Source organism: Diplocloster modestus (genome assembly GCF_019042245.1).
Lineage (GTDB): Bacteria > Bacillota > Clostridia > Lachnospirales > Lachnospiraceae > Diplocloster > Diplocloster modestus.
Window position 1 is genome coordinate 255639 of record NZ_JAHQCX010000007.1, and the last position, 11480, is coordinate 267118.

The window sequence follows — 11480 nt, forward strand, 5'->3', positions numbered from 1 at the left end:
CGGGGCTTCTTGCCCCTCCTCTCATTCCTGCCTATGAAAAAGCTAACTCTTGTTTCGGAGAGTCCCAGGACAAAATCCCCGTTTTCACCTTGAATGATTTATACCCCGCTGTCCCGCTCCATACGTACCACTGCTCCGGAAGGCGTTTGATATTGCGCATAGGTTATTTTAGGATATAAGATAACCGCATCCAGATTTACCGCCTCGTCCCCACCGTTACTGATTACGAAACTTCTGTTTCCCTCTGCTAATTCCATTCTGCCCAGACGCTTGATCTGTACACCGCTGTTTTTCTGTAAATCTGCGTGTACCTCATTGGGATTGTCTCCTTCCCCAAAGGAAAGAACCCCGCTGTCTTCGGAAACCGCACCGATACTGATGTACACGTCGTAGGTACCGGGATCGGCGATCATCTGCCCGAAACTCTTGCTGCTCCCGGCCTCCATAACCGCATAGCTTCCCTTGGAATAAGCGGAGCCGCCCGACTGAATTTCCGGGGACGCCATTTTGAACAGCCTCGCCTGAACAATCGTCCCATAGGCCTTGGCATACTCCGCCTCACCGGCAGTCGTGGTTACAGAAAACCGGATTTTCAGATGGGTTGTTCCTTCCGGGATCGCGCGGACCGCCTTGGTCTTCACCGAATTGTCTCCTGAGTACCAGGTACGGGCGCTGTAGATCATCTGGCTGTCATCTGCGATAAGGGTTTCCCGGTCCTTATCATCCACGGCAAAAACCTGGGCGGAAAGATTCGTGTCAAACTGTACCAATGCCATGAAATCCAGCTTCACATAGTCTCCCGGCTGCAGTTGTCCTTCACCGCCCACCCCGACCGCGGAAACCAGTTCGCCGCCGTTATACAGACGGATATTGTTATGTCCGACACCTTCGCAGAAAAACGCGTTACGCCCCTGCCAGTTGGAATATACTTCCTGCCATTGGCCGTTTTGCATAACATCCGGCAGCACAGTCTGTTCCGTCTGTACCTGGTTTTCATCCAGGCCCGGATCAGAGGAAGCTTTTTTGACCAGCGCCGCATTGGGATCATTCAGGCTCCCATAGGGCAGTGGATACTCTGTATCCGGTCCGGTACGGTATAGATCTTCTGCTTCGATCACAATGGCTGAGGATTCGTCTGTTTTTACCGCATATAGATATTGCTTCGCGGTGTCGTCCTGAAGCACCCTGGCCAGTACCCGGACTGCTTCCACTACAGATTCCGCGCCGGAGTTAAGATTCACATTGTCAGCTGATACGATGCCGTCAAATGCATATCCATAATCCTGGTTAAACATAGCCGCTCCCTCTGCGCTTGCATTGTCTCCTGTCCACCAGGCGGCGGCTAATCCGGCCCACTGGGCATATTTCTTTTCTCCTGTAATCTCGGAGAGTTTCAGCAGATTATCTACATAGCTGGCCGTACCATAATTGATCTGAGGGTAAGTCTGTTTGTTCGGTGTCAGCGCGTACGCTCTGCCGGATATCAGCAGATCCGCCAGGAAGCTGTCCGCTGTCAGCCGCGCCGTGTGAATCCAGGACTCCATCCCGCAGATATCGCCGGCCATAGCCAGGGCGGCTACCTGCGTACTGCCCCACTCATCCCAAAGATCGATACTATTGCCATAAAAATGCATGATACCGCCCAGCGGATACTCCGTCCGACCGCCAAACGCGCTGGCTTCGAGCGCCTCGCCTAACCGGTATAGATCCTGTTTTACCAGGGTGTTGTCGGGAAACAGCTCATAGTGCTTGGCCAGCGCGCCTATCGCAGCAGAGGAGACCCAATTATCTCCGCTTAGATTCCAGGCAGGCATAGAATAGCCAGACACTGGCAGATAGTCCCCATACTTTTGGCTGATTTCTGAGTCAATCCGTTGGACACACAGATCCATTGCCGACTTTACCCGGGCTTTCAGGGCCGGGTTACTGTCCCCCAAAGCCTCATACCCATAAGCGAGCGCCGTATAGCCGCGGCTTCCCCAATATCCAAAGGTTTTGTAGGAAGAAGCGCTGTCCTTTTTATAATAATTACCGGCTTCGTCTTTCGCCAGGAAGTTTTTAAATTCGCCGTCCTCTTCCTGCATATAAAGGACGAATTCCAGCATTTTCCCGATCTCCTGCAGGCTGTGGCTGTCCTCATACAGCCGGTAGTGTTCCGCCAGCGCCACAACCGCGCGGGCCGTGTCATCCAGACAGGCAAAGCCCTCCTGGGCGTCCCCCACATAGTGGTACCCTTTGGAGAGATCGCTTCTGTCATTGGGCTCCGCGTATAGATTCATCACCGTCATCTGCTGTCCGTCTATGGTGATATCTTCACTCATAAAATCCAGATGGTTCAGATTCAGATAGAATTCATCCGCGTCCTGAAGAATAAACTTGCGGAAACAACTGATATCCTTAGTTGTAAACTGGCCATCCTGATCCAGGTCAAACCCAAGGTCCGTACTTCCCTGTTCTAAAGCCTGTTCCATAAACTCAGCGTCCCTTTCGTCCACGCTTCCGTTCCCATCAAAATCCAAAGGCCGTGTTCCCGTCAGACCGTAAGCTTTTACACGGGCAGCCTCCTGGCTGTCATTGGCCAGGGTGATCAGAATACGCTCAGACTCCCCGCTGATCTGCCCCTCTTCGGGCGTCCCCCCGAAGGAAACTGTGTCCCAGCCTCCCCAGAGCTGCTCCCCATTGGAGGCCGTGAGTAATGTGCCGTGATCACTGGAAACGTTCACGGTTATCTTACTGTCATCTGCACATCGGTACGAGGTCAGAGAACCGCCTAAGATATCCCCTGCGTGAGGCGCGTTGTCCACAGCCCCGTCCACGTCCAGCGTTCTGGATACGGATGAGCCTGCTTCGAGACGTAACACGTTCTGGACATAAGGGGCCACGCCGCTGTTGGCGGATTTATCCCAGTCCGTATAATTTCCGGCCGGAAATACCACAGAGCTTCCGTCCCGTGTAGCCCAGATCTCCAGACCGGTAACTGTGTAAGTATCCGGAATCCCTGTCATACTGCTAAAATCACTATCTGCCATAGAATAGTCGACCACATTACCTCCCGCTCCCACCGCCAGCATGGAACATATCACAGCCAGCGCGGTTGACCTGAATATATTCTGCATATTATCCGCCATTCCTTTCCAATGTACAATTAAGATACATTTATCAATTCTTTCACGTTCTCCTCCATCCGTACGTATATCGGCACAGATAGGATTTGTCCCCCATTACTCTTCTTCATAAAGATACATCTCTTCCGTTCCATCCACCGCATCCCAGCCCTGTGCAAATGTAAACTTACCGTTATAGCGCAGAATACCGCCCCAGCTTAAGGAAGCTCCTTCATGCAGTTCTAACTGCCTAAACGGCTCGTTTTTGCTGTATAGCGCCTGCCCGCCCCCGTTCCTGCCGTCCGGACGCCGGTAATAAAAGTCCAGCAGAAGCGCATCGTCCTCTGCTCCATAGTCCGTAACGGCGCATGCCACCTCATATAACTGTCCAAACTCGCTGACATCCAGAAACTGTCTTGGTTCAAAACTCCAGGTCAGCAGGTCATCCGACAGGCCGATATGCTGTACGCCGCCGCAGCCTTCGCTGATATACATGATATATTTCCCATTGAGCTTCACCGGCTCTCCCTGAGGGTTACGCGGAATCACAGCGGATTTTGCCCAATATTTTGATATAGTGAGCGGCACCACCAGTCCTCTTTTTTCCCAATGAAACAGATCCTTTGATACCGCCATCTTTACATGGCAGGCCACCTCCATGGGCATGTCACCCAGCATGGCCCGCTCCCCGTCTTTTGGCAGCATTGCCACACCGATATAGAACATGACATACTGGTCCTTTCGTTTATAGATCTTGGGATCTTCACAGCTTAAGATCTCGTCCTCTTCTTCTGGAAATATAATCGGATTCTCTGCATAATCCTGCCAGCCCGTTTCAGGATCATAGACCGCCAGGCCGATCCGGGAACACAGCGTCTCTTTTTTCGGCGCGGCCCGATAGAACAGATAGAGCTTGCCATCCTGTTCGATCATGGTAGGATTGAAGATAAATCCGGATCTCCAGCCTATGTTTGTCGGATCTTTCCACAACGCCTTTTTTCTGTATGTCATGGCCTCATTCTTCTGAAAGGGACCGATCGCCCAGCCAGGTTTCGTGGCTTTCTCACATCCGAATTCTTCTACGGAAATATCCGATATTACTCCCGGGATCGATCTGTTTATGGCCTCCTCAAAGCACTTGCGGTGTCTGGCCAGCTGTTCCTGATTTAGCATTTGAATTCCTCCTTATCCCATATATGGATCTGCTCCTTCGCCTCCAAAAGAGGGGCAAAGGGCGCTTCCTTCCTTCCATTTGCGAAGCAGTAGACATTCTTTGAAACCGTCTGCGCCTGTATGTTTTGCCAGGCCAGCTCCGCGAGGATCACGGGTTCTTTTGCCGATTCTATGGAAAATGACTGCAGGAAACAGGGCTCCTGCGTCGTCGTCAGTGCATGGAATGCCCCCTGCCGGATCACACTGCCGTCCAGACGGTAAAACTTCCAGTTCAGCACAAGGGGCTTGGGTGCGTCGGCCAGCTCCACCCACAGCCCACAGGTAAGTGTTTCTTCATATAACACATGATCATAGCGCAGACTGGCAAGATTTCTGCGGAAGCTTTGTTTCATGGCGTAATATGCCGCTTTTGGCTTCAGGTCATAATTTAGCAGGCTTAAACTGGCCGCGTTGGGCCACGTCTCATTGACCGCCCAGATCATGACACCGCTGCAGTCCGGTTTCTTCCTTCTGCACTCCTCAATGATATAGCGGATACCCTCCGCCTGCAAAAACTGGCTGGCCCAGATCATATCCGGCAGGGACCCGGTCCGTCCGAAGAACCGCTCCACCATTTGGACATCCAGCCATTGATCCTGGCTGCCCCAGGCCGCCCCAAAGGCATTATGGAACCATAGGGAGGGTGAGCTTTTCTGAACCGGCCACTGCTGATCAGCCGGGATCACCGAACAGTATTGGTCCTCGTTTGCCATACCGCTGCACCCCGCCTCACTGTATAATACAGCCCGGAACGTGTTCCAGAACTCATAGAAACTCCCATCAAAGGTCCGGTAGCGCTGATCCCCTTTGCGAAGATCATATCCCCAGGGACCGTGTACCTCGCCCTCTCCCTCCAGCGGGGAGGATATATGATAAATCCTCGTATCGTCCAATTCCCTGCAGATATCAGCCAGAAGCTTCAGCGCCATTTCATCGTATCCATCGGCTCCGGCCATATAAGTATCTGTATGGAACGGTGTGAGCAGATCTTTGATCTCGCAAGCCAAAGCTTCCCCCTTCTCACCGCCGTCCTTCAGCCGTGACCAATCCACATAGAGCTCGTTTCCTCCGCAGTACAGCAGCACGCTGCAGTGATTGCGCAGGCGCAGCACAATCCTCCTGGCCTGATCCTCCAGCAGACGCAGATACTCTCCGGTCTCCGGGGGATTCTCACAGCATTGCGGGAAATCCTGCCACACCAGGATTCCCATTTGATCACATAAATCATAAAAGCAGTCCTTCTCCGTCAGGCCTCCTCCCCATATGCGTACCAGGTTCACCCCGCCTTCACAAAGCAGCTGCAGGAAACTTTCATATCGTTCTCTGTCGATGGTGGCCGGAAATACATCCAGCGGTACCATATTAACTCCTTTGATAAACACAGGCGTACCATTGCATGATACCTGCAAAGGCGTAAGCTGTGCGTCAGAGCCTTTGCTGTGCATCATCTGCAGGCTGCGGATCCCATGCTGTGTATGGATATGATCCAGTTCCTGTCCGTCCTGATCCCTGAGAATGATCTCCACCTCATAGAGATATGGCTCTCCCAGGTCATGCGGATACCAAAGCCTTGGCCTCTCTATCAGAAAGCTTACACATTCTTTTGCTTTTTCTCCCAATTCAAAGAAAAATTCCCTCTGTGCGAACCGCACGGTCAGACTGCCGGCCCCGACCGCGCCTGCGCGTTCCAGCCGGATCTGAATCTTAGCGTTATCTTCCACGATCCGGGAGGTGATATGATAGTCTTTCACATAACTGCTTTCCTTTTCCAGCAAAGATACCGAATCCCAGATTCCCATAGTCAGCATCCGCGGTGCCGCGTCCCACTTATAGCTGTTGGGACACTTCAGTCCGTAATGCCGTTTGGCCTGATCCCGCATTTCCTCCGTCAGATAAAACACAACCCAGATCCTATTCTTACCCGAATGAAGATACGGGGTGACTGCAATATTAACTGTACCGTACATACCGATATGGCTGCAAACCCTGGTGCCATTGACATATACTTCACAGCAGTAATCCAGACCGTCAAATGACAAGATATAATTCCTGCCCTCACCTTTCTCTATCTCTGCCTCTGTGTAATAGATCCAGGCCTTTTCTTCCGTCCAGAGAATGGTATCCAGATGATCTGCATAGAACAGCTCCTCTCTGCTCTTAAAAGCAGCCTGCTGTACATTGTACGGGACAGTTACCTCCCGGAAATTTTCTGCCCTTCCTAACCGGAGCGACGCTATCGATTCTATGTCGCTCCATCCCACTTTCCACGTTTTTAGTGGTAAATTCATAGCTCTTTCCTCATTCCAGCAAAATTTGTTTATCCTTTGATTCCTGACGTCGCCATCCCTTCTATGAACTGCTTTTGGCCAAACGCGAACAGGATGATCACCGGAACTATCGCGACTAACGTAGCAGCCGATAAGACGTTCCAGGGAATCAGATAATCATGGCCGCCGTTATTAAACAGATTTTCAACCATCTGAAGCCCCTGGGCCAGCGTATATTTATTTTCTGACAACAGATAGAGGTTTGCTTCATAGACATCATTATAGGTACCAACAAAATACAGCAGGAACAGCGTTACAAACACCGGCTTGGAGAGCGGTACCATAATGGAGCGAAACATCTGGAATTCACCGCATCCGTCGATCTTAGCCGCTTCAAACAGGGAGCCCGGTACTTTGGCAAAGAACTGGCGAAGCAGAAAAATGGCAAAAATATCTGTTCCAAAAAATTTTGATACTGTCATCGGGAGATAGGAATCCATCCAGCCCAGATTAATATAGACCTCATAACAGGGAATCGTAAGCAATTCCCCCGGAATCATCAAAGCGCACATAAGAATGCCGAAAATTAATTCTTTATATTTAAACTGATACCTGGCGAACCCGTACGCCGCCAGACTGCAGGTAAATATCGTCCCCAGGGATTTTACCAGGATCAAAAAAATTGTGTTAAAAAAGAAACGGACGATATGAAACTGCTCCATCTGAAATACTTCCCGGAAATTATCCAGGGTCCGTGTCTGCGGCCTCCAGTGAAACGGACCGATCGCTTCCTGCATGGTTTTAAAAGAGGTCACCACCAGATAGTACAGAGGCAGCATCAAAACCACCGCAGTCAGGATCAGAATCCCTGTTATCATCCACCGGAACGCCTTGCTGCCTTTTGGCTCATTATGTTTCATGTTTCGTTCCACCTCACTCCCCGTCATCACTGACATAAAACTTTTTCAGTCCGAAATTAATCACCGTGAATCCCAGGATAATCATAAAGAATAACCACGACAGTGTTGACGCGTACCCCAGCTTGAATGGCGTTTTAAAAGCCGTATTATACAGGTAAATCGGAAACAGGAGCGTGGAATTCGCGGGATACCCCTCGCCGTTCCCCATAAAATAAGCGATATTGAAGCTCTTGAAGCAGTCTATGGTGGTCATCACCACATTGAAGAAGAAAACGTGGGAAATCTCCGGAAACGTCACATGCCAGAATTGCTTAAAACGGCCAGCGCCATCCAGCCTGGCTACTTCATACAGTGACTCCGGTACCTCCTGCAGGCCGGCCAGAAATATAATCATTTTCACACCGAATCCCCAGGCGCTGACGATCACCAGTGTCAGCAGCGCTGTCTTGGAACTCATGTACCAGCCCGGCCCCTCTATCCCAAAATAATCCAGAATCATATTCACCACGCCGCTGCTGGGGTGGAACAAGCCCTTGAATGCGGCGGCCACAGCAAAGGTCGGTATTATACAGGGAATAAAAAATATAGTTCGGAATACTCCCCGCGCACGGATTTTTGCATTGAGCAGCAGTGCCGTCAGCAGCGCCAGCAGCAGAATCAGCGGCCCTGTCGAGAGGGCATAGATCAGGGACTGCTTTACCGCTTTCAGGAAGAGCTTATCCTTTGTCAGTACATCGATATAATTTCCCAGTCCGACAAAGTCCGTACCGGAAGAACCGATTCTTGTGTTGGTTAAACTGAGATAAAAAGTTCTTCCAATGGGATACACATAGAAGATCAGAAAACCGATCAGTGCGATTCCGGTAAAAGCAAAAAAATATCTCCGTTCTCTTTTGGCGAGGCATTTTGATTTTCGCTGCCCGCTATTCTTATTTTCTTTCTTAAACACAGCACCTGCTCCTTTTCTTAAAATAGAGTCCGCTTGTGAAACTTATCGATTGTATTTAAGAGAGAACGGCGGTGTACGCCACACCGCCGTCCTGAAGGTTAACGATTCGATTCCAGATAATCATTAGCCTGTGCCGTGGCTTCTTTCGCCGCTTCTTCAGGCGAAAGTTCACCTTCCAGCATCAGATCGATGACCGGCTGTACCACAGTCTGAGTGCAGTTATTGAATTCCGGGTCCCTTGGCAGGGTCATAGCGTCATCCATGGCCGCGTACAGGGCTTCCAGATTCTGGGGACAGCCGCGCTCTTCCTTGGGCACCGCCAGCTTTTCATCCACCACGGACTGCCTGCAGCAGGGATATCCCAGCTCATTCATAAGCTTCGCGCCCTCTTTACCGGTGAAATATTTCAAAAACGTCCAGGCCGCCTCCGGATTTTTCGTATCCTTGCTGATGGCGTAGCCCTCCACAGCGAACTCGCTGCCGGCTTTCTGCGCGCTGCCAGAAGGCAGTGCTGCGATATCCCAGTCCAGGCCCTCCACCGCGTTATAAGCCACCCACATACCGGTATGGCCGCCGTATTCCATCGCGGACAGGCCGCCTGCGAAACCGCCCAGGGCGTCATCCGTGCTGGAAGGTGCGAACTTGTACGTACCCTTCGTGGTCTTGTCAAAGAAGAACTGAAGTCCCTTAACCGCTTCCGGGGTATCTAAGGCGCAGAGATTATCAACCATCCAGTCGCCTCCCGCCTGGCGCACATGGACCAGCCACTCGCCCCACCAGCCAAGAACCGTCGTGCAGCCCCACTGGGAATATTTTCCATCCTCCTGTTTGGTCAATGCCTGCCCGGCCTTGATAAAATCCTCCTGGCTCCAGTCATCCGTGGGATATGTAACACCGGCCTCGTCAAATAACGTCTTATTATAGTAGAGAAGGCCGACATTGAAGGAAGTGGGCATAGCCAGTAATTTTCCGTCTACTTTCAGGCTTTCCAGCGTAGCGGGGAAAAAGTCATCCGCATTGACCTCTTGTGCGTCCTGTTCCATATAAGGAGTCAAGTCCAATAACAGATCCCTGGAGCTGGATACATGGATATCCCCGGATTTGATCAGATCCGGCGCCTGGTTGGCCGCAATCAGGGTATTATCATCTTTGTCCCAGAGAACTTCCACATTGATTCCGGGATATTCTTTTTCAAAAGCCTCAATAAATGGCTCAAACGCAGTTTTCTTCGCTGACTCCAGGCAAAAAGTAACGGTACCTTCCACAGCACCGCTGTCCGCGTCCGGCGCTACGCTTCCCGCAGGCTCATTGGCAGGCGTATCCGGCGTCTTGTTTTCCTGACCGCATGCCGTCAGCAGCGTAAACAGCATGATCATCGTCAGCGTTAACGATAAGATGGTTCTCATTTTTTTCATATTCTTTACCCTCCGGTTTTAGTTAAGTTACAATTTTGTGTATTTCTTAACTTGTAACTTTATAAATTAAGTATATTCGATAGGGATGATTGTTGTCAATGGAATTTTACCTCTCGGCCAGAAACCGTCAGATCGTACAAGATTACCTGTTATAATTTGTGCACCTTCACAATACTACTGCGTTTTTCACAGCATTTTATCAGAAACCTTGCATTTTTCAGAAGAATCATTTATAGTGTTAAGTAGTTAAGTAAATTTGAGGTGATAATATGAATAACAATAAAGTTACAATGCAGCAGATCGCAGATAAACTCGGTATCAGTAAAGTCTCTGTCTCCAAAGCGATTAACAATCAGGAGGGGATCAGCCAGGAATTGCGGAAAAAAATTCTCAGCGTTGCTGTGGAAATGGGCTACATGCCGAAAAAAAAATTTACAACCGCGGACAAACAGGATTACAAGCTTGCCTTTTTCACACCGAAACGCTATTTTTTTGAAAATGAAAATTTTTATTCTCAGATTTTCTACTATCTCAATAAAGAATGTTCAGACGCCCATTATACGCTTTCCGTTTTTATCATCAACGCGGAGGATGAACACGCCGGCATCCTTCCGTCTATCTACCTGAACGATGATTTTGACGGTGTATTCGTCGGCGGAGAAATGGAATCTTCCTATATACAGAATCTGCTGCGTTTCCAGAAACCGGTGATCCTGATCGATTTCTATAAGCCCGGCCTGGATCTGGATTGTATTCTGGTGGATAACTTTTATATCGGATATGAAGCGACCACCTATCTGATTCAGAACGGCCATAAGCGGATCGGGTTTGTCGGCAATATCGAGCAGGCATCCAGCATAGCCGACCGATTTTACGGTTACCAAAAAGCCCTGGCCGAGAACCAGCTCACCTATTCCAAAGAATGGAACATCGTCAACAACGAACCCCTGACCGGGCTGTACACGGAGAATATATCATTGCCCGGCGAGATGCCCACCGCTTTCCTCTGCTATTGTGACATGGCGGCTTTTTATCTGATCAAAACACTAAGCAGCAGGAATCTGCATGTCCCACAGGATATTTCCATTATCAGTTTCGACAATACGGAAATCAGCATAAGCAGCATACCGCCGCTGACCACCGTGGATATCAGCAAAAAGCAGCTGGCAAACCACGCTTTCCGGCAGATGCTTCTGCGGCTGGATAATCCGGACAGCAACACGCAGCGGGTGATTGTCAGCACTAAATTAGTGATCCGCTCTTCTGTTCGTCATATATCATGTGATGGTTAGGCCGCCTCTTTGTCTGGACATTTGTCGTAGGCGGTCATGCGCGGATGAAAACCCTGAAGCTTCTCAGAGACGTCCCGCGCGATGGCTCCGAAGCCCAGGAAGCCTATGGTACGGCTTTTCAGTTTACGTACTTCCATCCAGATGTCTGCCTTCGTTCCCTGTTTTACCAGCGCGATTTCCTCCGGGGTCAGTACCGCTGCGATCAGCAGGGATTATTCCGATATGCGCATTGGCAGCGCGCCCGTGACTAATAACGGATAGATGTCTTATCCGTTTAGAAATGTTATACTTATGGTGGTGGTTTCATCCGCTTTACTTAAA

General features: G+C 50.2%; 8 protein-coding genes. 1 reads left to right on the forward strand and 7 read right to left on the reverse strand.

The genetic code is table 11. The annotated features are described in order from the left end of the window. Positions 1 to 98 precede the first annotated feature (98 nt). The 6 genes from KTH90_RS12585 to KTH90_RS12610 form a co-directional block, all read right to left on the reverse strand. Positions 99 to 3116: a hypothetical protein gene (locus KTH90_RS12585; RefSeq protein ID WP_158352943.1), complete on the reverse strand. Its 3018-nt coding sequence runs from the start codon at positions 3114 to 3116 to the stop codon at positions 99 to 101. 105 nt (positions 3117 to 3221) lie between these two features. Continuing rightward, complete coding sequence (locus KTH90_RS12590; protein ID WP_158352944.1) at positions 3222 to 4277, reverse strand: glycoside hydrolase family 130 protein; 1056 nt, start codon at positions 4275 to 4277, stop codon at positions 3222 to 3224. Continuing rightward, on the reverse strand, positions 4271 to 6604 hold the full coding sequence (locus tag KTH90_RS12595) for a glycosyl hydrolase 2 galactose-binding domain-containing protein (RefSeq protein WP_158352945.1): 2334 nt from the start codon (positions 6602 to 6604) through the stop codon (positions 4271 to 4273). The genes KTH90_RS12590 and KTH90_RS12595 overlap by 7 nt, the downstream gene beginning before the upstream one ends. 29 nt (positions 6605 to 6633) lie before the next feature. After that, positions 6634 to 7503 carry a carbohydrate ABC transporter permease gene (locus tag KTH90_RS12600; RefSeq protein ID WP_238726903.1) on the reverse strand — a complete coding sequence of 290 codons (870 nt, stop codon included), beginning with the start codon at positions 7501 to 7503 and terminating at the stop codon, positions 6634 to 6636. A 13-nt stretch (positions 7504 to 7516) separates the two neighbouring features. Then, complete coding sequence (locus tag KTH90_RS12605) at positions 7517 to 8452, reverse strand: carbohydrate ABC transporter permease (protein WP_238726904.1); 936 nt, start codon at positions 8450 to 8452, stop codon at positions 7517 to 7519. Positions 8453 to 8550: 98 nt separating this feature from the next. Next, on the reverse strand, positions 8551 to 9867 hold the full coding sequence (locus KTH90_RS12610) for an ABC transporter substrate-binding protein (protein ID WP_158352948.1): 1317 nt from the start codon (positions 9865 to 9867) through the stop codon (positions 8551 to 8553). A gap of 269 nt (positions 9868 to 10136) precedes the next feature. Between KTH90_RS12610 and KTH90_RS12615 the strand changes: the two genes are divergently transcribed. Then, positions 10137 to 11159, forward strand: a complete 1023-nt coding sequence (locus KTH90_RS12615; protein ID WP_158352949.1) for a LacI family DNA-binding transcriptional regulator — start codon at positions 10137 to 10139, stop codon at positions 11157 to 11159. Here KTH90_RS12615 and KTH90_RS12620 read toward each other — a convergent pair. Beyond that, positions 11156 to 11368: an NAD(P)-dependent oxidoreductase gene (locus KTH90_RS12620; RefSeq protein WP_330655994.1), complete on the reverse strand. Its 213-nt coding sequence runs from the start codon at positions 11366 to 11368 to the stop codon at positions 11156 to 11158. The two genes, KTH90_RS12615 and KTH90_RS12620, sit on opposite strands and share 4 nt — an antisense overlap. Between the last annotated feature and the right edge of the window lie 112 nt (positions 11369 to 11480).

What these genes read in the sequence shown, in the direction of transcription:
- KTH90_RS12585 (WP_158352943.1), bottom strand. Translation starts at nt 3,116, where the DNA reads ATGCAGAATATATTCAGGTCAACCGCGCTGGCTGTGATATGTTCCATG.
- KTH90_RS12590 (WP_158352944.1), bottom strand. Translation starts at nt 4,277, where the DNA reads ATGCTAAATCAGGAACAGCTGGCCAGACACCGCAAGTGCTTTGAGGAG.
- KTH90_RS12595 (WP_158352945.1), bottom strand. Translation starts at nt 6,604, where the DNA reads ATGAATTTACCACTAAAAACGTGGAAAGTGGGATGGAGCGACATAGAA.
- KTH90_RS12600 (WP_238726903.1), bottom strand. Translation starts at nt 7,503, where the DNA reads ATGAAACATAATGAGCCAAAAGGCAGCAAGGCGTTCCGGTGGATGATA.
- KTH90_RS12610 (WP_158352948.1), bottom strand. Translation starts at nt 9,867, where the DNA reads ATGAAAAAAATGAGAACCATCTTATCGTTAACGCTGACGATGATCATG.
- KTH90_RS12615 (WP_158352949.1), top strand. Translation starts at nt 10,137, where the DNA reads ATGAATAACAATAAAGTTACAATGCAGCAGATCGCAGATAAACTCGGT.